This window comes from Bradyrhizobium canariense, from assembly GCF_019402665.1.
Classification (GTDB): Bacteria; Pseudomonadota; Alphaproteobacteria; order Rhizobiales; family Xanthobacteraceae; genus Bradyrhizobium; species Bradyrhizobium canariense.
Window position 1 is genome coordinate 1 of record NZ_VSST01000049.1, and the last position, 21,965, is coordinate 21,965.

At 64.7% G+C, this 21,965-nt stretch carries 23 protein-coding genes; 4 read left to right on the plus strand and 19 right to left on the minus strand.

From position 1 onward, the window contains the following. From FXB41_RS25300 to FXB41_RS25320, 5 genes are all read right to left on the minus strand, one after another. Positions 1–341 (minus strand): M16 family metallopeptidase (locus FXB41_RS25300; protein ID WP_219683614.1); only part of this gene is annotated, 341 nt, incomplete at its 3' end. A gap of 199 nt (positions 342–540) precedes the next feature. Continuing rightward, positions 541–1,266 (minus strand): hypothetical protein, encoded by a 726-nt coding sequence (locus FXB41_RS25305; protein WP_007596887.1) that lies wholly within the window; start codon positions 1,264–1,266, stop codon positions 541–543. A 97-nt stretch (positions 1,267–1,363) separates the two neighbouring features. Beyond that, the gene (gene lspA, locus FXB41_RS25310) at positions 1,364–1,858 is read right to left on the minus strand and encodes a signal peptidase II (protein ID WP_219683616.1); all 495 of its coding nucleotides are present in this window, start codon (positions 1,856–1,858) and stop codon (positions 1,364–1,366) included. A 164-nt stretch (positions 1,859–2,022) separates the two neighbouring features. Next, on the minus strand, positions 2,023–5,031 hold the full coding sequence (ileS, locus tag FXB41_RS25315) for an isoleucine--tRNA ligase (protein ID WP_219683618.1): 3,009 nt from the start codon (positions 5,029–5,031) through the stop codon (positions 2,023–2,025). A gap of 201 nt (positions 5,032–5,232) precedes the next feature. Beyond that, entirely contained in the window at positions 5,233–6,204 is a 972-nt protein-coding gene (locus FXB41_RS25320; RefSeq protein ID WP_007596884.1) for a bifunctional riboflavin kinase/FAD synthetase, read from the minus strand. Between the two features lie 231 nt (positions 6,205–6,435). Between FXB41_RS25320 and FXB41_RS25325 the strand changes: the two genes are divergently transcribed. Next, positions 6,436–6,831, plus strand: a complete 396-nt coding sequence (locus FXB41_RS25325; RefSeq protein WP_007596883.1) for a response regulator — start codon at positions 6,436–6,438, stop codon at positions 6,829–6,831. A 120-nt stretch (positions 6,832–6,951) separates the two neighbouring features. Here the strand turns inward: FXB41_RS25325 and FXB41_RS25330 are convergent, their stop codons facing one another. From FXB41_RS25330 to uvrC, 9 genes are all read right to left on the minus strand, one after another. Then, complete coding sequence (locus tag FXB41_RS25330; RefSeq protein WP_007596875.1) at positions 6,952–7,806, minus strand: TIGR01459 family HAD-type hydrolase; 855 nt, start codon at positions 7,804–7,806, stop codon at positions 6,952–6,954. 15 nt (positions 7,807–7,821) lie between these two features. Continuing rightward, positions 7,822–9,297, minus strand: a complete 1,476-nt coding sequence (locus FXB41_RS25335; RefSeq protein ID WP_219683620.1) for an EAL domain-containing protein — start codon at positions 9,295–9,297, stop codon at positions 7,822–7,824. A gap of 142 nt (positions 9,298–9,439) precedes the next feature. Next, entirely contained in the window at positions 9,440–10,570 is a 1,131-nt protein-coding gene (locus FXB41_RS25340; RefSeq protein WP_219683623.1) for a YihY/virulence factor BrkB family protein, read from the minus strand. Between the two features lie 2 nt (positions 10,571–10,572). Then, the gene (locus FXB41_RS25345; RefSeq protein WP_007596868.1) at positions 10,573–11,172 is read right to left on the minus strand and encodes a hypothetical protein; all 600 of its coding nucleotides are present in this window, start codon (positions 11,170–11,172) and stop codon (positions 10,573–10,575) included. 90 nt (positions 11,173–11,262) lie between these two features. Next, on the minus strand, positions 11,263–12,222 hold the full coding sequence (gene prmB, locus FXB41_RS25350) for a 50S ribosomal protein L3 N(5)-glutamine methyltransferase (RefSeq protein WP_219683624.1): 960 nt from the start codon (positions 12,220–12,222) through the stop codon (positions 11,263–11,265). Continuing rightward, on the minus strand, positions 12,222–12,698 hold the full coding sequence (locus tag FXB41_RS25355; protein WP_219683626.1) for a molybdenum cofactor biosynthesis protein MoaE: 477 nt from the start codon (positions 12,696–12,698) through the stop codon (positions 12,222–12,224). The genes prmB and FXB41_RS25355 overlap by 1 nt, the downstream gene beginning before the upstream one ends. Before the next feature lie 3 nt (positions 12,699–12,701). After that, on the minus strand, positions 12,702–12,953 hold the full coding sequence (gene moaD, locus FXB41_RS25360) for a molybdopterin converting factor subunit 1 (protein ID WP_007596861.1): 252 nt from the start codon (positions 12,951–12,953) through the stop codon (positions 12,702–12,704). Next, positions 12,950–13,567 (minus strand): CDP-diacylglycerol--glycerol-3-phosphate 3-phosphatidyltransferase, encoded by a 618-nt coding sequence (gene pgsA / locus FXB41_RS25365; protein ID WP_007596859.1) that lies wholly within the window; start codon positions 13,565–13,567, stop codon positions 12,950–12,952. Before pgsA ends, moaD begins: the two co-directional genes overlap by 4 nt. Positions 13,568–13,665: 98 nt before the next feature. Further along, complete coding sequence (uvrC, locus tag FXB41_RS25370; protein ID WP_219683628.1) at positions 13,666–15,735, minus strand: excinuclease ABC subunit UvrC; 2,070 nt, start codon at positions 15,733–15,735, stop codon at positions 13,666–13,668. Positions 15,736–15,986: 251 nt separating this feature from the next. Here uvrC and FXB41_RS25375 point away from each other — a divergent pair, with 251 nt between their 5' ends. Beyond that, positions 15,987–16,610 (plus strand): outer membrane protein, encoded by a 624-nt coding sequence (locus FXB41_RS25375; RefSeq protein ID WP_219683630.1) that lies wholly within the window; start codon positions 15,987–15,989, stop codon positions 16,608–16,610. A gap of 70 nt (positions 16,611–16,680) precedes the next feature. Here FXB41_RS25375 and FXB41_RS25380 read toward each other — a convergent pair whose 3' ends face one another. The 4 genes from FXB41_RS25380 to FXB41_RS25395 form a co-directional block, all read right to left on the minus strand. Then, positions 16,681–16,896: a cold-shock protein gene (locus FXB41_RS25380; RefSeq protein WP_007614865.1), complete on the minus strand. Its 216-nt coding sequence runs from the start codon at positions 16,894–16,896 to the stop codon at positions 16,681–16,683. A 249-nt stretch (positions 16,897–17,145) separates the two neighbouring features. After that, on the minus strand, positions 17,146–18,006 hold the full coding sequence (locus FXB41_RS25385) for a 23S rRNA (adenine(2030)-N(6))-methyltransferase RlmJ (protein ID WP_219683631.1): 861 nt from the start codon (positions 18,004–18,006) through the stop codon (positions 17,146–17,148). 52 nt (positions 18,007–18,058) lie between these two features. After that, positions 18,059–18,751 (minus strand): ribonuclease T2 family protein, encoded by a 693-nt coding sequence (locus FXB41_RS25390; RefSeq protein ID WP_219683632.1) that lies wholly within the window; start codon positions 18,749–18,751, stop codon positions 18,059–18,061. A 120-nt stretch (positions 18,752–18,871) separates the two neighbouring features. Continuing rightward, complete coding sequence (locus tag FXB41_RS25395; protein ID WP_007596853.1) at positions 18,872–19,336, minus strand: hypothetical protein; 465 nt, start codon at positions 19,334–19,336, stop codon at positions 18,872–18,874. A 182-nt stretch (positions 19,337–19,518) separates the two neighbouring features. Here FXB41_RS25395 and FXB41_RS25400 point away from each other — a divergent pair, with 182 nt between their 5' ends. Next, positions 19,519–19,812, plus strand: coding sequence for a hypothetical protein (locus FXB41_RS25400; protein ID WP_007596852.1), 294 nt, complete (start codon positions 19,519–19,521; stop codon positions 19,810–19,812). 44 nt (positions 19,813–19,856) lie between these two features. Continuing rightward, positions 19,857–20,387 (plus strand): DUF3617 domain-containing protein, encoded by a 531-nt coding sequence (locus FXB41_RS25405; RefSeq protein WP_007596851.1) that lies wholly within the window; start codon positions 19,857–19,859, stop codon positions 20,385–20,387. 172 nt (positions 20,388–20,559) lie between these two features. On the opposite strand, the gene FXB41_RS25410 is transcribed toward FXB41_RS25405, so the two are convergent. Continuing rightward, on the minus strand, positions 20,560–21,948 hold the full coding sequence (locus tag FXB41_RS25410; protein WP_007596850.1) for an ATP-binding protein: 1,389 nt from the start codon (positions 21,946–21,948) through the stop codon (positions 20,560–20,562). Positions 21,949–21,965 lie beyond the last annotated feature (17 nt).

A 21,965-nucleotide genomic window follows, 5' to 3' on the forward strand; every position in this document is an offset into this window, starting at 1 on the left:
GTCGAGGCGTTCTCGTTGCCCCCGACGCGGAGCACGGTCTGGGAGAATTCGCCGACCGGATGCTTCGATGTGCCCTTGAACATCAGGTGCTCGAGGAAGTGCGCGAGCCCGGACTTGCCCGGCGTCTCGTCCGCCGAGCCGACCTTGTACCAGATCATTTCCGTGACGACGGGCGTGCGGTGGTCGGGAATCACCACGACCTGCATGCCGTTTCCAAGCGTGAAGCTGGCGGGCGGAGCCGATGTCACCGTGGTCTGCGCAAGAGATGCGCCGGCCGTGAGGACACTCGTCGAAAGCAGCGCGGCAAGGAGGCGGGCAGCCGATCGGTAAGAGGACATCATGATCCTTATGAAAGGCCGAGCCCGGATGTCCGGCTCGGAGGCACGGCATGGTACACCGTGCGGCAAACGCTTCGCGTCACGAAGCAGAGAACTCAACTCGGGCGCAAGTTACTGATAAGCAATTAAAGACCGCGTCCGGCGCGCACGAGCCGTCGGCGCGGGACCGCGTCTGTCGGGATATCGCAAAGTGACAGGAGCGTTATTGTTCCTTGTCCTTCCCGGACATGATGTCGAAATAGGTCCGCCTCGTCTTGTCCTCTCCGGCGCCATAGGCGTAGCTCGGCGACGGCGTCTGGTAGCCCGGCGGCGGCTCGACCAGCGACTGGCGCGGCGGCTCGGTCGTGAATTGCTTGGCCTCGCCCTTGTTGTTCGACATCATGCCCCATAGACCGCCGGTGAAACCGAGCTGAGCGGGGCTGAGCGACGGGTTACCGTTGGTGCCCGGCTGGATGGGGTCGTTGCTCGTGCGCTCGGGTGCAGCTGTTCTGCCGACCTCCATCTCGGCGGGCGACAACGTCCGGCCTGCCTGCCAATTCTCCGTCGCCTTGACGGCCTTTTTCCGCTGGGCGATGGCCTCCTTGCGGCGCTTTTCGTCCGGGTCCTTCGGCCAGTTCGGCGCGTTCTTGGCTTCGGTGCCGGCGGGCGGCGGCAGGTCGAGCTTGGGCGGTACCACCAGCGGCGACCGCTCACGGTACTCAATACCCTTCTTCTCCATGCTCTTGGCGCCGATGCCCGACATCAGATTGTCGATGAGCTTCTCTTCGAAGGTCATATCGTCATCGTCCTCGCCGTCGTCACCGGCGCGGGCGGCGCCAGCCGACATGACGAGACCGATGCCGAGTGCGACAGCGGACAATTTCAATGCCCGCCAGAACCCTTGCCCGGGATCTCCAACCATCGAACTGCTGGTCTTCGAGCTGCGCATCACTGTACCTGTTCCAAATTGTGGCAGTTTGCCGCTCTCGCGCGGCATAATCCCTCGCAAAAACAAGGGTCCGCCTGCCGGTCCGTATCGGCCGGGATCAGGGCGCTTTTGCGGCGGGTACCCCCAGGAAGGAATCATACAATAGCGCCGCCACGCCAGCAACGATGGCCACGTCCGCGAGGTTGAACACGTACCAATTATAGGTCTTTCCGCCGATCTCGACGTGAAACAGGGCGAAATCGACCACCGCGCCATAGGCGAGGCGATCGATCCCATTGCCGATGGCGCCGCCGATGATCAGGCCGAGCGCGATGGTTGCCAGCAGGGTGTGCGAGCGGGCCATCCAGATCGCCAGCGCAACCACGGCTAGGACCTTCACGGCCATCAGCGCCAGTTGCGCAGCCTGGCCGTCGTTCTGGAGCCAGCCGAAGCTGATGCCGATGTTCCAGGCCAGCACCAGGTCGAAGAACGGCGTCACCTCGACCGCGCCGCGACGGGCAAGGTCGAACACATTCAGCAGCCAGAGCTTTGAAGCCTGGTCGGCCACCAGCGTGAGCAGGGCCGCGAGGATGCCGGCGCGGAGCGGGGTCATGCAGGGGAGATCTCTATCTCCACTACAAACACCGCCGTCGTCCCGGCGAAGGCCGGGACCCATACTCCGAGGCGGAAGTTGTTTGAGGGACTCGTGGTCATCAGCCTTCGCTGCAATCGGCGGTCGTGGTTATGGGTCCCGGCCTCCGCCGGGACGACACGAAGTTAGACACTCACCCCCAGCGCCTTCCATTCGCGCAGCGCCTTGGCGTCGCGCGGGGTGACGTCGGGGTATTCGGGGTCTTCACCCACCGTCGGCGAAATCTTCCAGGAACGGGCGCATTTGGTGCCGACCGCCTTCTCCACCACGACAGCGATGCCGGGAACGGCATCGAGACGGAATGCGGAAGCCGGCGCCTCGTCCTCGCGCACCTCGTAGTTCGAGGTGATGCAGATCTCGGCGAGGTCGGTGTCGAACAGCGTCGCAAGCATGTCGCGGTCGGCGACATAGATCACCGGCGAGGCCTCCAGCGACGAGCCGATGTTCTTGGCGGCGCGTTCGAGCTCCAGCGCACCGGTGACGACGCGGCGGACGTTGCGGATCGCTTCCCACTTCGCGGCGAGCTTGTCGTCGCGCAGGCTTTCGAGGTCGTCGGGAAACTGCGTCAGGTGCACCGAGGGCTCGGCGCCGGGCCTGTACATGCGCCAGGCTTCCTCCGCGGTGAAGCTGAGGATCGGCGCCAGCCATTTCAGGATCGAGCTGCACAACAGATCGATCGTGGTCAGCGCCGCCTTGCGCGTCGGCGAGGAGGGCGGATCGCAATACAGCGTGTCCTTGCGGATGTCGAAATAGAACGCGGAGAGCTCACTGTTCAGGAATGCGGACAAGGTTGCGACCACCGTCTTGTAGTCGAACTCCTGATAGGCCTTGCGGACGACGGCAGCACGGACCGCGAGCTCGTGCAGCATCAGCCGTTCGAGCTCAGGCATGTCGGCGGGTGCGACTGCGTCGGCGGGCTTGTAGTGATCCAGCGTTCCCAGCATCCAGCGCACGGTGTTGCGCAGCTTGCGATAGGTCTCGATGGTGTTCTTCAGGATCTCCGGGCCGATGCGCTGGTCGTCGGCATAGTCAGTGGCGCAGACCCACAGGCGCAGGATATCCGCGCCCGAATCCTTGATCACCTTCTGTGGCTCGACGGTGTTGCCGATCGACTTCGACATCTTGCGGCCGTTCTCGTCGAGCGTGAAGCCGTGGGTGAGCACGATGTCATAGGGCGCGCGGCCGCGCGTGCCGGCGCTCTCCAGCAGCGAGGAATGAAACCAGCCGCGATGCTGGTCGCTGCCTTCGAGATACATCACGGTGTCGTCGCCGCCGTCGACCTTGCGAACGATGTTGCCGAGCTGCGGGAAATTCTGGCGGTCCTCGAGCACGAAGGCGTGCGTGGAGCCGGAATCGAACCAGACGTCGCAGATGTCGTCGATCTTCTTCCAGTCTTCGCTCGCGCGCGATCCAAGGAAGCGCTCGCGGGCGCCTTCCATGTACCAGGCGTCGGCGCCTTCCTCCATGAAGGCCTCGGCGATGCGCTGGTTGACGATCTCGTCCTGCAGGATCTCGGCCGAGCCGTCGCTCTTCTCGCGCACGAACACGGCGATCGGAACGCCCCAGGCGCGCTGGCGCGAGATCACCCAGTCCGGACGGTTGGCGATCATACCGTTGATGCGGTTCTCACCCGACGGCGGCACCCATTGCGTGACCGAGATCGCATGCAGCGCACGGGCCCGCAGTGTATCGCCCTTCTTGGCATGGCCATCTTCGCTGATGTCCTTGTCCATCGCGATGAACCATTGCGGCGTGTTGCGGAAAATGACCGGCTTCTTCGAGCGCCAGGAATGCGGATATTGGTGCTTGAGGCGGCCGCGCGCGAGCAGCTTGCCGGCCTCGATCAACGCCTTGATCACGGCCTCATTGGCATCGCCCTTCTCGCCCTTGTCGTTGAGCACGCGCTTGCCGGTGAAGCCGGGGGCCTGCGCGGTATAGGCGCCGTTCTCGTCGACAGTGTAGGGGATCGCGGTCGAGATGCCGCGTTCATCGAGCTCGCGGGTATTGGCCATCCAGACGTCGAAGTCCTCGCGGCCGTGGCTCGGCGCGGTGTGCACGAAGCCGGTGCCGGTATCGTCGGTGACATGCTCGCCGGCGAGCAGCGGCACGATAAACGCGTAACCGCCATCGAGGCCGCGCAAGGGATGAGCGCACTCCACGGCGTCCAGCGTATCGCCGGGAATGTCGCGCAGCTTCTCATAGGCCGTGACGCGCGCCTGCTTGAACACCTCTGCGGCAAGCGCATCGGCCAGGATCAGGAGATCGCCGGTCTTCGCCCAATTGTCCGCGGCTGCATCCGTCACCTTGTAGAGGCCGTAGGCGATCTTCGGTGAGAACGAGATCGCGCGGTTGCCGGGCAGTGTCCAGGGCGTGGTGGTCCAGATCACGACCGAAGCATTGGCGAGCGCACCATGTGCCGGGGACGTGACGGGGAACTTCACCCACACCATGTCGGAGGTGTAGTCCTCGTACTCGACCTCGGCCTCGGCGAGCGCGGTCTTCTCGACCACGCTCCACATCACCGGCTTGGAGCCGCGATACAGCGTACCGTTGGCGGCGAACTTCATCAGCTCGCGGGCGATCTGCGCTTCGGCGGGATAGCTCATCGTCTGATAGGGATGATCCCAGTCGCCGATGATGCCGAGGCGCTTGAATTCCTCGCGCTGCACGTTGATCCAGTGCGTCGCATAGGCGCGGCATTCCTTGCGGAACGCCACCATCGCGGCGGAGTCGCGGAAGTCGGGCTTCTGCTTGCCCTTGGAGCGGTAGTTCTCTTCCTCGATCTTCCATTCGATCGGCAGGCCGTGGCAGTCCCAGCCAGGCACATAGTTGGAGTCGAAGCCGAGCATCTGCTGGCTCTTGGTCACGACGTCCTTGAGGATCTTGTTCAGCGCGTGCCCGATATGGATGTTGCCGTTGGCGTAGGGCGGGCCGTCATGCAGCACGAATTTGGCGCGGCCCTGGGCTTGCTGGCGCAGTCTGTCGTAGAGGCCGATGTCGTTCCAGTATTTCAGCAGCTCCGGCTCGCGCTGCGGCAGGCCGGCGCGCATCGGGAATTCGGTCTGCGGCAGGAACAGGGTTTTCGAATAGTCTTTGGCTTCGGATTTTTGGGACTTTTGTGGCTTGTCGGACATGAGGCTGACTGGCTCGGAAGGGCGCGGGAACGGATGGCGATGCGGAATCGCGGGTGAAACGACAACATCCCGGTCTTGCGCCGAGCCGAAGGCTCAGGCGGAAGCCGGGCCGCTAATCCCTATGATGCGCCGCGCAAACATGGGCTCTCCATAGCAGGGGGCTAAGGGAAGCGCAAAAGGTTCGGGGGCCGGTTTCCGGCCTCAATCGATGATGCCAAGCCGCGGAAACGCGTCCGGGGCGGCGGCGAGCATGGCGCGGGCGCGGGCGGAATCGTCGTCCATCTGGCGGATCAGGGCATCCAGGCCGTCGAATTTCAGCTCCTCGCGGATGAAGCCGATAAAGGCGCAGTCGAGCGTCTGTCCGTAAAGATCGCCCTTGAAGTCGAACAGGAAGATTTCCAGCAGCGGCGCGCCGTTATCGAAGGTCGGGCGGCGGCCGAAGCTTGCCACCCCGTCCAGCCGCTCCGCGCCGCGGCCGACCCGCACCGCATAGATGCCGTGCTTGAGGCCGCAATTGGCATCGAGGCGGATATTGGCGGTGGGATAACCGAGGTCGCGGCCGCGCTTCTCGCCGTGGATGACCTCGCCGGTGATGAACCAGGGCGCGCCGAGCATGGCCGTGGCCTCGTCGATCTGGCCTTCTGCGAGCGCGATCCGGATCGCGCTGGACGAGACCGGCCGCTCGTCGATGTCGACATGCGGCTGCACGTCGACCTCGATGCCGAGCCGGGGCGCCTCGTTGACCAGGAGGCTCGGCGAGCCGACGCGACCCTTGCCGAAGTGGAAGTCGTAGCCGACGGCGATTCCGCCGATGCCCAGGCGCCCGATCAGGTCATGGTGAATGAAGTCTTGCGCGCTGGTCCCGGCGCGGGACTTGTCGAAGGTCATGACCACGGCGCCGTCAAGTCCGGTGCCGGCCAGAAGCCGCAGCTTGGCACGCTCGTCCGTCAGGCGGAATTGCGGGGTGTTGGGGCTGAAAAACCGCCGCGGATGCGGCTCGAAGGTCAATGCCAGCGCAGGGCGGCCATGGATCCTGCCCATTTCCAGGGCTGCGGCGATCACGGCGCGATGGCCGAGATGAACGCCGTCGAAATTGCCCATGGCGACCACGGCCCCCCTTGCAATGGCGGAGTCCGGCGTGGTGTCGCGGATAACGGTAAAATGCGGAGCCATCAGGGGAATTCTCGAACCGGCGGGACCGGCCGGGACCGTGGCGCGACGGGCCGGATGAAGTCAAGCGGGAGGGGGGCGGCCGCATCGAAGGTGATTTCAGTCCACCGGGGGCGTTCCCAGTTAACGCGCTGTTTAACGCCTTGGTGCTAGTCCTTGGAGCGTGGAACCGCGGGGCTCCGGCCCGGCAGGTCCGATCGTAATATTTCCTGGGTTTGCGTTGGGGGAGTCGAGATGGCGGTTGATTTGTCGATGTCGGTTCTGGTGGTTGACGACTACAGCACCATGATCCGTATCATCAGGAACCTCCTGAAGCAGCTTGGCTTCGAGAATATCGATGATGCAAGCGACGGTTCGGCAGCGCTGAACAAGATGCGTGGCAAGAAGTACGGTCTCGTGATTTCCGACTGGAACATGGAGCCGATGACGGGTTACGACCTGCTGCGCGAAGTGCGCGCGGATCCGAACCTCGCCACCACGCCCTTCATCATGATCACGGCCGAATCAAAGACCGAGAACGTGATCGCGGCCAAGAAGGCCGGCGTGAACAACTACATCGTCAAGCCGTTCAACGCGGCGACGCTGAAGACCAAGATCGAGGCGGTCTTCCCGGACATGGCGAGCGCGTAAGGCGCGCTCGAAGCCATCGGTTGAATTCGGAAGGCCCGGGCGGTTGTCCCGGGCTTTCTGCGTCTGGTTCGTCGTTCTGGAATCGATGCCCGATATCAAGCCGGAATGACGATCAACTCGCTACCACTTCAGTTCGCGCATCAGCGCCTTTGGCGGATGGCCGAACAATTCCAGCACCGAAGCCGGGTCGAGCTGGTCGAGACCCTCGAACTCCTCGGCATGGATGCCGCGGGTCACGAATAGGCAATCGATGCCGAACTCGCGCGCGCCGGTGAGGTCGGTCCGGACGGAATCGCCGATCGCGAGCACCTTTTTGCGGTCGATCTGGTGGCCCTGGCGTTCGCCGGCGAGCGCCATCGCGCGCTCGTAGATCGGCCGGTGCGGCTTGCCGTAGAAGATCACCTCGCCGCCGAGCTCGCGATAGAGCTCCGCGATCGCGCCGGCGCAATAGATCAGGCGGTCGCCGCGTTCCACCACGATGTCGGGGTTGGCACAAACCAGCGTCAGCTTGCGCTCGCGCGCCTTCAGCATCATGCCGCGATAGTCTTCCGCCGTCTCGGTCTCGTCGTCATAGAGACCGGTGCAGACGATGTAGTCTGCCTCCTCCAGCGGCGCGGTCACCGCATCGAGGCCGCGGTAGATCGAGTTGTCGCGCTCGGGGCCGAGCCAGAACATCTTGCGGCCGGGATGGTCGGCGACATAGAGCCGCGTCAGATCGCCTGAAGACACGATCGCGTCGTAGGTCTCGTCGGCGACGCCGAGCTTGCGCAATTGACGCTGCACGGAGTCGGCCGGGCGCGGCGCGTTGGTGATCAGGATGACCGTACCGCCGCGGCTGCGATAGGTGTGCAGCGCGTCGCAGGCTTCGGGGAAGGATTCGAGGCCGTTATGGACCACGCCCCAGATGTCGCTGAGCACGACGTCCACGCCCGCCACGAGTTCACGCAGGCTTTCAGCGAAATGCAGCGTGGTCATGATGCGTGGGGCCGATCAGATGCGGCGCGCGAGCGCGGCGCTGCCGGTGACGCGCTGTGGCGCAGACGCAGCCGACGTTGCGCTTGAGCTCGGTATGCCGGAGCCATTGGATCCCTGAGTGTCCTGTGCCTGGTTCGGCGCGGCGGTAGCAGATGACCCCTCCGGCCGCAATGGCCGGGGCGGCGCGAACAGGAACCCCTGGCCGAACCGCACGTCATAGTCGAGCAGGTCGATCACGGCGCGCTCGCCCTCGATCCGCTCGGCGATCAGGTCGATGCCGAAGCGGCCGAGCAGGTCGGAGAGATCGGACGGGTGGATATCCGAGGCCGAAGCCTGCCTGGGGTCGAGCAGGAGCGAGGCAGGCACCTTGATGAAGCGCACGCCGCGATCGGCGAGCTCGCGCGGTTCGATCCGCAAATCGGTGACATGGTCGATCGAGAAACGGAAACCGCGCTGGGCGAGCGCGGCGAGATTCTCGGTCTCGGCCGGACCGAGATTGCGGAAGGTCGATTGCTTGAATTCCAGCACCAGCGAGGGCGCCAGCGCCCGGTTGGCCTCGAGGAAATCGAGGTATTGCGCGAAGGTCGTGGAATTGCCGAGCGTGGAAGCCGCGACGTTGCAGAACACGCCGACCTCCTTGTTGCGTACCATCAGGCGTCGCAGCACCTGCACGCACCGCAGCATCACCATGTTGTCGATGCGCCCGATCAGGCCGGAGGCCTCCGCAATGCTGATGAACTCCTCGGCCGCGACCAGCTGGTCACGCTCGTCGCGCAGGCGCGTCACGGCCTCGTAGAAGCGGACCTTGCGCTGCGGCAGCGTCACCATCGGCTGGAGGAAGATGTCGATGCGGTTCTCGTCGATCGCGTTGCGGAGCGTCGCCAGCAATTGGGTCTGGTTGCGGCCGTTGGCGGTCTGAACCGGATTGGCGCTCTGGGTCTGGATCGCCGGTGCCGCCGGCCGTGGCGTCGGCGCGGGTGCCGGGGGAGGGGCAGCCGACCGCTCCTCTTCGAACGGGGCCATCAGGTCGAGCGACGCGTCCTGCTCCTGCCTTGCGACCGGAGCTGGGGCCGGGAGCGGCGCGTTGCCGGCCATCAGATCCTCATGAGCCGAGACGGTGGTGGCGAGCTGCCTGACCAATCCGCCGAGCTCGTTGATCTCGCCGACCACCGCCTGAATGCGGTCTGAGTTGGCCGAATTGGAGGAGGCGATGCGTGCTTCGATCGTGGCAAGCCGGCGGCCGAACTCGGCGACCTGGCGGGCGAGGTCGGCGGTGCCGCGCGAAAGATCGGTGATCTGGCCGCCGACGTCGCTGCGGTCGCGCAGGCGCATCGAGACTGCATTGTAGAGGATCAGGAAGGTCAGCGCCGTTAGCGCCACGATCGCGGATTCGGTTCCGCTGATGCCGGCGACCGCGTAGAGCACGAGCCCGAGCGAGGCGGCGACCAGAACCATGCAGATGGCGATGAAGATCGTCGAAATACGAATCATGCCGCGCGTTACGCCTCAAGTGCTGACTGCCTGACCGGGAAAACACGGGTGGCGTCTCGAACCCGTCACGCCGCATGCTCCCCCAAGCGGCATGAGCTTAACATCATTGTTGATTCGAGGGGATAGCGACCCAATCGCGGAGTCAGGATGGCGCCGCAGCGCCGACCGTGTCGGCCGAGACGGCCTCGCGGGTGCCAAGCGGCTTGGGTGCCCCGGTGGTCGTGTCGCGCAGGGTCTGCCGTTCGATCTCCGAATTCAGCTCGGCCCCGAACATGATGACGATCGCCGACATCCACATCCACATCATCAAGCCGATCGCAGCGCCGAGCGAACCGTAGGTCGCATTGTAATTGGCGAACTCCGAAAGGTACCAGGACAGCAGCGCCGAGCCGGCGATCCAGAGGATCGCGGCCGTCACCGCGCCGGGGCTCAGCCATTGCCAGCGCGGGGCATCGCGGCTGGGCGCGAAGCGGTAGAGGACGGCGAGCGCCGCAAGGAGAATGACGAACAGCACCGGCCATCGCGCCAGCGCCACGATCAGCTTGCTTTCGGGCGCCATGCCGAGGTGGTTGAGCGCGAGCGGGAAGGCGACGACGGCGCCCACCATCAGCAGCAGGGCAACGATGCCACCGACCGTGAAGGCCAGCGAGACCGTGTTCAGCCGGATGAAGCTGCGCTTTTCACGCTCCTCATAGGCGACGTTGAGGGCATCGAAGATGGCTTTGACGCCGGCATTGGCGCTCCAGATCGCGAGCACGAGGCCAAACAGGAAGGTGACACCAAGCGTCGCACCGCCGTGCGACACGACGCGCGCCACCTGGTCCTCGACGATCTGGAACGCACCCTCGGGCAGCATCATCGCGAGCGATTGCAGGTTGGAACTGATTGTCGAGGGATCGGCGAACAGGCCATAGAATGAAACCAAAGCTGTGATGGCGGGAAAGATCGCGAGCAGCCCGAAAAAGACGACGCCGCCGGCGGTCGCGAGCAGGCGATCCTCGTCGATGCGCTGATAGGTGCGCCAGAAGATGTCCTTCCAGCCTGCCCACGGGATTGCGAACGGGTTTTTCGCGCGGCGGCCGCGGCCGGGCTGCGAGGCTGCGCCCGTCGGGCTCGTTTCCGGCGAATTCGCCTCGCCGTTGCGGTGGTCTTGCGGAGGTCCCGCCCTGACCAGGCCAGAATCCTGGAAATACCGTTCCGCGGTGAGCACGAACACGGTCGTGGCTGCCACTAACAGCCAGCTGTCGAATTGCTCGGCGCGCCGCATACGCATTTTCAGGTATCCGCTCGGTGGCCGTGACGCCGCCGGCGCGCGGCCGTGAGCCCGACCAGCCCAACGGCCGCGAGCATCAGCCCGAGTTGCACGGGCCGGTTGGACCGAGCCGGCCACGTGCTGCCGCCATGTCCTCCTTCATGTCCGCGTTCGCCCGGCGCGAGCGGCGCCAGGGGAATTGTGGTCGCGACCTCCTTCACCGCCTCCTTCACCGTTCCGCGCGGGATGCGCGGGGTGGCGATAGCCACGCGCAGGCGGCTGGCAAGCGGCACGATCGGCTTGGTCTTGCGCTTCATCTGGGCCATGGCCACGCCGGCGCAGGCGGCGGCCAGGACCAGGAGCACGCCGCCGACGGCGCCGAACCCCCAGAATTGCCCGTAATGGATTGCAATCCAGCGGTACAGGGCAATTAGGCCGACGAAGAAGGCTGCGACGACAAACAAGCCCGCAACCGCGAGCAGTCCGGCCGCAGCCGCATACGACGTCATGCGGCCCGTGGCCTGGTTGCTCCGGTCACGGGCATAGGACTGGGCAGCGCGCTTGAGATGGTTGAGCTTGAGCGCGACGCCGGCGCGCAGCAATTCGCCCGATGGCGCAAGCATGCGGTTATCCTCCGAGTGCGAGAAAATTCGTCGGGGGATGAACGTGGCGGTATTTGACTTGTTCCGACGAGGTCTGCCCGCCGTGATGGATCAGCCGAGATCGGCGGCCGCGATCCAGAACACTTCGCCCTCTGAGTCCTCGGTGTCGAGCCAGAGCAGCGGTAATTCAGGAAAGGCCTCGTCGACCAGTTCGCGGCCGCGTCCGATCTCGCAGATCAGCCCGCCATCCGGCGTCAGGTGGTCGGGCGCGTCGCGCAGGATCCGGCGCACCACGTCGAGACCGTCGGCGCCGCCGTCAAAGGCGAGCTTCGGCTCGGCCCGGCACTCCGGCGGCAGCGCCGCCATGCCTTCGGCATCGACATAAGGCGGGTTGGTGATGATCAGGTCGTATTTGGCGTCACCGAGCGGGGCGAACAGGTCGCCGCGATGCAGGCTGATCCGGTCATCGAGCCCGTATTCGCCGACATTCCGTCTGGCGACGTCGATCGCGCCCTTGGAGATATCGACGGCGTCGATCGTGGCGTTCGGAAAATGATGCGCGGCGAGGATCGCGAGGCATCCCGATCCCGTGCAGAGATCGAGCACGCGCTCGACGGCGCTGGGATCGTCGATCAGCGAGCCGGCTTCGCCGTCGCCGCCGAAATGCGACTCCAAGAGCTCGCCGATGAAGGAGCGGGGAACGATGACGCGCTCGTCGACATAGAACGGCAGGCCGCGCATGTAGATCTTGTTGACGAGATAGGCGGCCGGTTTGCGCGTGGTGACGCGCTGATGAATGAGATCGATGATGATCCTGCCCTCGGCGGCCGTGACGCGCGCGTTGGCAAAAATCTCGAACTGCTCGGGATGCAGATGCAGGGCTTCACAGACCAGGAAGGCCGCTTCCGCGACCGGATCGGGCGTGCCATGGGCAAAGGCAAGCTTGGCCTCATTGAAGCGGCTCACCGCATAGCGGACGAAATCGACGAGCGTGAGAAGCTCGCCGCGGCCCACTTTCGCGAGCTTTGGCGCGGCGCGGCCGCGCACGGTCTTTTTGGATGTTGTTGCCATCAGGATCGGGTCCAGCGTGCGGCGGCTTCGTCGTCGCGGGCTTGGGCCTCGACCCAGCCGGTGCCGGTGGCGCTCTCTTCCTTCTTCCAGAACGGCGCGTTGGTCTTGAGATAATCCATCAGGAACTCGGCTGCCTGGAACGCGGCCTGGCGGTGCTGAGAGGCGGTCAGCACCAGCACGATGTTCTGGCCGGGCATGAACCGGCCGACGCGATGGATCACCGTGACGCCGTTGAGAGGCCAGCGCGAGGTGGCCTCGTCGGCATGGCGCCTGATCTCTTCCTCGGCCATGCCAGGATAATGCTCGAGCGAGAGTGCGGCGATCTTCGCGCTGTCCTCGTCGCCGCGGCAGATGCCGGAAAAGCTCACGACCGCACCGATGTCGGTGCGGTTCCCGGTCAGGACCGCGATCTCGCGCGCGATGTCGAAATCGTCTTGCTGGATACGGATGGTGACGGGGCAGGTGGCGACGGGCATGGTCTAGCCGCCGGTCATCGGCGGGAAGAACGCGATCTCGCGAGCGCCCGCGATCGCGGCGTCCGACTTGACGTGGGCATGGTCGATCGCGGCGCGGATCACCTTCGGCTTCTCGAAGGCGTAGGCGTAGGCTTCGCTTTGGCCGGACAGCCAGGCGATCAGCTCTTCCACGGTGCGCACGGTTGCGGGCGGCTCGATGGTCTCCTCGGCCTTGCCGACGCGCTCGCGCACCCAGGCGAAGTACTTCACCTTCATCCCTCATCCTCCTTGATGAGGTGATGGATGCCGGCGCCGAAATAATCGTAGCCGGTGTACATGGTGAGGATCGCCGAGGCCCAGAGCAGCGCCAGCCCGATCATCGAGACCATGGGCACCACCTCATCGCCGGCCGGACCAGCCAGCAGGAAGCCGATGGCGATCAGCTGAACCGTCGTCTTCCACTTCGCAAGCTTGGTCACGGGCACGCTGACGCGCAGCGCGGCAAGATATTCCCGCAGGCCCGAGACCAGGATCTCGCGGCACAGGATCACGATGGCGGCCCACAGCGACCAGCCGTGAATGATGCCGTCGGCGGCCAGCATCAGCAGGCACGAGGCGACCAGAAGCTTGTCGGCGATCGGATCGAGCATGCGGCCGAACGCCGATTGCTGATTCCAGATTCGCGCGTAATAGCCGTCGAGGTAATCGGTGACCGCAGCCGCGATGAAAATGGCGACCGCAACCCAGCGCAGCCACAGCGGGCCGTCCATGATCGACTGTGCGTAGATGCACCCGACCACGACCGGGATCGCGGCGATCCGGCCGTAGGTCAGGATGTTCGGGAGGGACATCGCGCGGCTGGTGGTCCCTCGTGTCGTGGCGATGTTCATCCGTCCTACCAATACCGCTGCAGCCTGAAGGTCAACCGTTCCGCTCGCCAAATGGGGTGCGGGATGCGACGACCATATGACCGCGGCCCCCCTTTATTTCACCCCGGCTGGGGATGGAAATACTCGAAAATCCTGCGAGCGCTCTCGGCGCTCACCCCCGGAACCTTGCCGAGATCGGTGATCGAAGCCCGTTCGATCTCCTTCAGGGTTCCGAAATGGTGCAGCAAGGCACGTTTGCGTGACGGACCGATGCCCGGAATCTCCTGCAAGCCGGCCTCGCGGATATCCTTCTTGCGCAGCTTGCGGTGCGAACCGATGACGAAGCGGTGCGCCTCGTCCCGCAGCCGCTGGATGAAATAGAGCACGGGGTCGCGCGGCTCCAGCTTGATCGCCTCGCGCTCCGGCATGAACAGGGTCTCGCGGCCGGCGTCCCGGTCCGGCCCCTTGGCCACCGACATCAGCGCCACCTGGGTCAGGCCGAGATTTGCAAAGATTTCCCGGACGGCGTTGAGCTGGCCGCGGCCTCCGTCGATGATCACGAGATCGGGCCATTGCGGGAAGTCGTCGTCCTTGGTTTTGGCCGCGCCCTCTTCGGGCGGGTTGATCAGGCGCTTGAAGCGGCGCTCCAGCACTTCGCGCATCATGGCGAAGTCGTCGCCCGGCGTGATCCCTTCCGACTTGATGTTGAACTTGCGGTACTGGTTTTTCACAAAACCGTCTGGGCCGGCGACGATCATGGCGCCGACCGCGTTGGTGCCCTGGATGTGGCTGTTGTCGTAGACTTCGATCCGCTTCGGCGCATGCGTCAGGTTCAGGGTCGTGGCCATGGCGTCGAGCAGACGGCTCTGCGTCGCGGTGTCCGCGAGCTTGCGGCCCAGGGCCTCGCGCGCGTTGGTGAGCGCGTGGGTGACGAGCTCCTTCTTCTCGCCGCGCTTCGGCGTGGACACCTCGACCTTGCGGCCGGCCTTGATCGACAGCGCGTTGCCGAGCAGCTCGCTCTCCTCGATCTCGTGCGAGAGCAGGATATTCCTCGGCGGCGGCTTGTCGTCGTAGAACTGGGCGAGGAAGGAGCCGAGCACCTCTTCCGGCGTATACGTCTTCTCCGCGCGCGGGAAATAGGCGCGGTTGCCCCAGTTCTGCCCGGTGCGGAAGAAGAACACCTCGACGCATGAGAAGCCGCCCTCCTGGTGGATGGCGAAGACGTCGGCTTCTTCCACCGTGCGCGGATTGATGCCCTGCTGCGACTGGATCGCGGACAACGCAGCGAGGCGGTCGCGGTAGAGCGCGGCGCTCTCGAATTCGAGCTCGCCGGAGGCCTTCTCCATCTCGGCGGCAAGCTCCTGTTTCACCGCATGGCTCCTGCCGGACAGGAAGTCGCTCGCCTCGCGCACCAGGGTCGTGTAGCCGGGGAAGTCGATCTCGCGGGTGCAGGGGCCGGCGCAACGGCGGATCTGGTAGAGCAGGCAGGGCCGCGAGCGGCTCTCGAAGAAGGAATCCGTGCAGGAGCGGATCAGGAACGCGCGCTGAAGTGCGGTGATGGTGCGGTTGACGGCGCCGGCTGAGGCGAACGGGCCGAAATAGCGACCGGGCCGCGTCTGGGCGCCGCGATGCTTCAGGATCTGCGGCGCCCAATGATCGCCCGTGATCAGGATATAGGGAAACGACTTGTCGTCGCGCAGCTGCACGTTGAAGCGCGGCCGAAGCTGCTTGATGAGGTTGGCCTCCAGCAGCAGCGCTTCGGTCTCGGTGTGGGTCGAGATGATTTCCACGGTCACCGTGGCGGCGATCATGCGCAGGATGCGGGCCGGCTGCGGCGCACTCTGGCGCGCATAGTTCGACAGGCGCTTTTTGACGTTCTTGGCCTTGCCGACATAGAGCACGTCGGCATTCGCATTGAGCATGCGGTAGACGCCGGGCGAGGTGGGAGCGAGGCGGACCGCGCGTTCGATCGCCTCGTGGCCGGTCGCCAGCGGCTCTTCGCCGACGGTGCCGCTCTCTTCCAGGATGTCCGGCAGCCGTGCGTCGTCCTCGTCGTCGCCGTTTGCTGTGGCGGGATCGAGGTCGGGCGGCGCCGCTTCGGTTTCCTGGGCCGGGACATCGGGTGCGTTGCCGCGCACGGGTTTGCGCGTGCGTGCGTCGTCCGGATTGTCGGTGGAATCGTGAACCATGGGTGCGAATTTAGGCGCTGCGGGTGCCGATTTGAAGTTCCGGCCGTGCGGCACGCACAGGATGGCGGCGCAGTTCCCGGTAACGCTTGCTTAAGCCTGTTAACAGCCCGGTAACCCGACTTAACAGGCCTTTAACTTAAAACTCTCGATAAATCTTACGCGAAAAAGTGGTGGTTCCGTAACCATGCGGTTTTGCCTCGCGCGGCGGCGCAGGCATCGCACCGGTGACGGCAGTTGCGTTGGAGTGTGTGATGAAGGCGCTCGTTGTGGGCGCAGCCGCGTTGGCTGCAGTCGGCTGGACGGCTTCGGCAGAGGCCGCCGATCTCAATTACGGGCAGCGTGCGCCCTATACGGTCAATCAGCCGCTCAATGCCTATAGCTGGGCCGGCCCGTATCTCGGTGCCAATCTCGGCTATGAATGGGGTTCGGTGAACAACAATCCCGCAAAGCCGTCAGGCTTCGTCGGCGGCGTTCAGGCCGGCTACAATTTCCAGACCGGCCCTTGGGTGTTCGGCGTCGAGGGCGAGATCCAGGCCGCCGGTGCCGACGACACCTTCGCGCCGTGGAAGTTCTCCAATCCGTGGTTCGGTACCCTGCGCGGCCGCGCCGGCTATGCCTTCAGCAACGTGCTGTTCTACGGCACGGCGGGCCTCGCCTTCGGCGAGCTGCGCGCGCAGACGTTCGGCTGGACCGAGTCGCACACCAGCGCCGGCTGGACCATCGGTGCCGGCGCGGAAGTCGGATTCGCGCCGAACTGGAGCGCCAAGCTCGAATATCTCTATATCGATCTGTCGACGAGTCAGTTCGCGATTACGGGCGTGTCAAACGGCTATAGCGCCAGCGTTGTGCGCGCAGGCGTGAACTATCACTTCTGATAGCTAAGAAGAAAATACCGGACCAACCTCCCGGCCGCTTGCGGCCGGGATTTTTTTTACGCCAGGCTCGCTAGGGAAGGATGACCAAATCGACCGCCTTCGGCCCCTTGCCCTTCTTGTCCGGTTCGACTTCGAAAGTAATACGCTGTCCTTCGGCAAGGTCCTTCAGTCCGGCCCGCTCCACAGCAGTAATATGTACGAAGACGTCGCGGCCCCCGTCGTCCGGCTTGATGAATCCGTAGCCGCGCTCACCGTTGAAAAACTTGACCGTTCCCGTCATGGCCATCGGGAAACTCCCCCTCATTGCTCCTCCGTCGTGACGCAGACGCACGTCACGACATGACCGGGCCTTACGAAGCCCGGGAGCTGGCCATCCTTGGGCAGACCATTTGGTCCGACTGGATCTTTCTTAGGCCTTCACTCCGCCGCAACCATTCGCGGAAGCGGAACGTAAAGCCAGTCACGGAAACAGCATAATACGGTTCTCCGCAGATTGACCACCGCTCCTGCATATTTTTCCCAAGATGCCGGAGTGTTACGGTCTCGGCACCTCTAATCGGAATCTGGCAGCGCCACCCTGGCCGAGCGGCATTTCCAGCTCGGGCAGGATCGTCTTGAGTTCACCCTGCAGCGTGTAAGGGGGATTGACGATCAAGAGCCCGGTGGAGGTGAGAGTTGCACCGTCGGCCTGCGGCGCCACGCTGAATTCGAGGCGCAGGCATTTTCCCGGCGGTTTTGCTGCGGCTGCGAGCCGCGCCACTGATTGCACCAGCGCGTCGGTGGCGCGCCGGCTCTTGGCGGGATACCAGATTACATAGATACCGGTCGGCCATTTCGCGAAAGCCGTCGAGAAGGCCTCGCCGAGCTTTTCGAACTCGTCCTTTGCCTCGAACGGCGGGTCGATCAGGACGATCCCGCGCCGTTCCTTCGGCGGCACGAAAGCCGGCAACGCCATCCAGCCGTCGAGGTCGACCACGCGGGCCTGCTCGTCATGGCGCAGCACGCCGATCAGCGCTTTCCGCGCCTTCGGCTCGAGTTCGCAGGCGACGAGGCGATCCTGCGGCCGCATCAGGGCGCGCGCGATCAGCGGCGAGCCCGGATAGGCCTTGAGCTCGCCTTTCGGATTGAAGGCGCGGACGATGTCGAGATAGGGCTTGGTCAGTGCCATGGCGTCGTTCGACAGCCGCGCCTGCATCAGCCGCGCAATGCCCGTCAGCCACTCGCCGCCGCGGCGCGCCTCGTCGCTTTCGAGATCGTAGAGGCCGGCGCCGGCATGGGTGTCGATGACGCGGAACGCGCCCGGCTTGTCCTGGAGATAGGTGATGATGCGCGCCAGCACGATGTGCTTGATGACATCGGCGAAGTTGCCGGCATGGAAGGCGTGGCGGTAATTCATGCAAGAGCACTACGCCACGTGGCGGCTTGAGCAAAGAGGCACGACGCCTGGACTACCCACCCCGGATCGGCGGCATCGCCACCTGGTCGCGGCGGCAGGCGCGGCGGTCGATCTCCTCGCAGGCGCGGAATTGCAGGTCCTTGCTGAGGCAGATGCGGACTTCCGATAGCCGCGTCCGGTTGCAGGTGATCGAGACGGCGGCATTGCTGAGGCCCGGATTGGCCTTGATGAAGGCTTCCTCCACCTCCGCCGGCGCCACGGTCTTGGCCTCCGACAGATCGAGATATTCAGCCGGAATCTTGATCGCGGCGCGCGCCTTCCGGATCGTTTCGAAATAGCTGCGGTCGGCCAGGCCCGAGCAGGTGCCGTGCTTGTCCCATTCGTTGAAGATCAGACCCGGCGCCGGCATCAGATCGAGCATGGAGGAGACGATGCTGCGGTTCAGCCGCGGCGAGGGCCGCTGGCAATATTCCGGAAAACCGTTCTCATATTGCGGCCACAGACCATGCACCACGAAAGCGTAGGGCCGTCCGCTGCACTGGGTCTGCGAGCGGCCGCCGCGCTCCGCCGCCTCCTCGCAGAAGGAGGGCGACCACGACAGCGACAGCACATAAAAATCGAATTCGCCGGGCGTGTTCTGCCGCTTGTCCTGGGCCTTGGCACCGCCGGCCAGCGCAGCCAGCCCGGCTGCAAGCGTCAGCGAGATCATAAGGCGGGAGAAAAAATGCAATCTGGAATGAAACATGGCGACGCCCCTCAACTAGACTGTGCAGAAGAGCCTAGCAGGCGGTAAGAACATTTCAAGAACAAAATTCGGACGACCGTCGTTCGGCCGCCTGATCGGTCCGGATCAGAACTTTTGCAATTATTGTTTGGCGGCGCGGCAGGCCGGGTTGTAGGCCCAGTTGCGGTCGAGCCCGACCACACACCATTCGACGCCCTGGCCGTAGCCGGCGAAGCCGCCATCCTCGACAATCGAGAAATGCACCTTGCGCAGCTTGCCATCCGTGAGCATAGCCTCGCCGGTGCAATAGCGGCGCGGGATGTTGTCGGACGCCCAGGGCCGGAACGCGGTCTCGTGAACGGCGGAGAAGCCGGTGATCTTCAACGAGGAATTCCAGAACGAGCTTTCTTTCTCCCAGAACTGGCTGGCGATCGTCGGCAGCGCCCTGTCGCATTCGGAGACGTTGCCGTCATAGCGCGGCCCGCTCAGCCAGAAATTCAGCTCCAGCGGATTGGCGGCCCTGGCCTCACCGAGCGACAACGCCCCAAACAGGAGGCCGAGCACGGCGGCAAAGCGGAGCGATTTCAGGAAGGTCGAGGCGCGCATGGGCAATCCAGACAGCATGATCTGCGAGGGTCCGACGGTGCCGTGAAGGCCGGGGGAGGTCAAGTGCAGCGCGGCAACACTTGCCGACGAGTTGACCGCAATGCTGCAATAGAGGGGTCTTCGGTTCTTTCCACCGCCGCGCCGGCACCGTAAACTGCCGCTAACCAATCGGAGTGACGGGAATGCGAATCATTGCGGCCGCGGGCCTACTTGCCTTGGGTATGATGGCGAGCCAGTCGGCGCGCGCCGATCTGCTTCCGGTGCCTCCGTTCAAGGGCAACGACACCGGCGGTATCATCGCCTATTCGATGGCAACCCAGGTCGATGCGCGGCAGGTCGCGGTCGATCACTGCGCGCGCTACGGCAAGGTCGCCAAATTCCTGGCGATGCAGGCCTATGAGGGCGGCTACATCTCGTTCTCCTGCCGCTGGGTGCCCTATGGCGCGGCCGACCAGCCGATCCGCACGCTCTACTGAGGCGCTTTCGCAGCGCCGCTACCTCTCAGCCGGGAGCTTCCCACATGACGCGCAAACTCGCTTTGCTCGGCTCCGCCCTTTGCCTCGTCGTGTCGGCAGGCAGCGCCCGCGCTGACGACCTGCCGGTGCGCAAGGCGGGCCTGTGGGAATTGAAGATGGTCAGGACCGGCACGCCGGTGCCCGAGATGACCATGCAGCACTGCACCGACGAGACCGTCGACAAGGAGATGAACAACAACGTCTCCCCGATGGCCAAGCAGATTTGCGCCAAGCAGGACATCAAGAAGACCGCGACCGGCTATGTCAGCGATTCCGAATGCAATGTCGCCGGCATCAGCACGACCTCGCATGCCGAGATCACCGGCGATTTCAATTCGGCCTATACAGTGAAGACGTCGTCGCACGCGCAAGGCGGCGCCGCCGGCGCAGCAGGCCGCGACACGACCCTGCAGCTCGAAGCGAAATGGCTGGGGGCCTGCAAGCCGGACCAGAAGCCCGGCGACATCGTGATGCCCGGCGGCTTCAAGATGAACGTGCGCGACATGGACAAGCTGAAAGCGCTGTTGCCGAAGTAAGACTCTTCCCTCTCCCCTTGCGGGAGAGGGTGGCTCGCCGCGTAGCGGCGAGACGGGTGAGGGGTCTGTCTCCGCGTGTGACTCTTTTCGCTTTTGAATTCGCGGAGAGAGACCCCTCATCAGGCGCTTCGCGCCACCTTCTCCCACAGGAGGGGGAGAAGGGAAGAGGCAGCTACACCGGTATCCGCACGCTTGCTCTCAATCCGCCCATCGGGCTGTCGCCAAGGGTGATGTCGCCGCCGTGCGAACGGGCGATGTCGCGGGCGATCGCGAGGCCAAGACCCGTGCCGCCTTCGTCCTGGTTGCGGGCGTTGTCCAGCCGCAGGAACGGCTTGAACACCTCTTCGCGTAAGTGCGCGGGAATACCCGGGCCGTCGTCGTCGACTGTCACGGTCAAATAACGGTGATCGCGCTGGCCGGTGATGGCGATGGCCTTGCCGTAGCGGGCGGCGTTGGTGACGAGGTTGGCGAGGCAGCGCTTGAACGAGGCCGGCTTCACCGTGACCACGGGCAGCCCGTTGAACGCGACGGTCGCAATGTGGCCGTGGCGTTCGGCGTCGCTGCGCAGCTCCTCGAGCGCCTGCGCCATGTCGGTCGGCTGCGACTGCTCGCCGGAATCGCCGCGGGCGAACGCGAGATAGTCCTCCAGCATCATCGACATCTCGTCGACGTCCTTGCGCATGCCCTCCATTTCGGGGCTGTCGCCGATCAGCGCCAGCTCGAGCTTGAACCGCGTCAGGATCGTGCGCAGATCGTGGCTCACGCCGGCGAGCATCGCGGTGCGCTGCTCCATCGTCCGCTCGATGCGCGACTTCATTTCGAGGAAGGCGACCGACGCGCGCCGCACCTCGCGCGCGCCGCGCGGACGGAAATTCGGCGCCTCGCGGCCCTTGCCGAAACTTTCGGCGGCATCGGCAAGTCGAAGGATCGGCTTGATCTGGTTGCGCAGGAATAGCACCGCGACGATCAGCAGAATCGAGGACGTTCCGACCATCCAGAACAGGAAGATCTCCGAGTTCGAGGCATAAGCCGCGCTGCGCTGCGCGAACACGCGCATCACGGCGTCGTCGAGCTGAATCCGGATCTCGACCAGGTTGGAGCGGCCGACCGTATCGATCCAGAAGGAGCGCCCGATCTGGCGGCCGAGCTGCACTGACAGCGTCTGGTCGAGCAGCGAGAAGAACGGCTTGGGTCCCGGCGGCGGCATGTCGCCGGCCGGGAGGAAATCGACGACGAGGCCCAGGCGCTGCTGCGCGATGCGGCGGATCTGGTCGCGATCCTTGTCTTGCGGATAGCCCTTGTAGACGTCGATCAGCGCGGCGATGTCTTGCACCACCGCGGCCGACAGGCGCCGTGTCACCGTGTTCCAGTGCCGCTCCATGAACACGAAGGCGACGACCGATTGCAGGATCACCATCGGCACGATCATGATCAGCAGCGCACGCGCGTAGAGGCCGGTCGGCATCCAGCCCTTGAACGCATTGCCCATCCAGCCATTGGCGGCGGAGACGCGGCCGGCGGCGCTCTTCAAAAGCGTCAGGCCGCTATCGATCGTGCTCATCGGTGGCGCTTTACTGC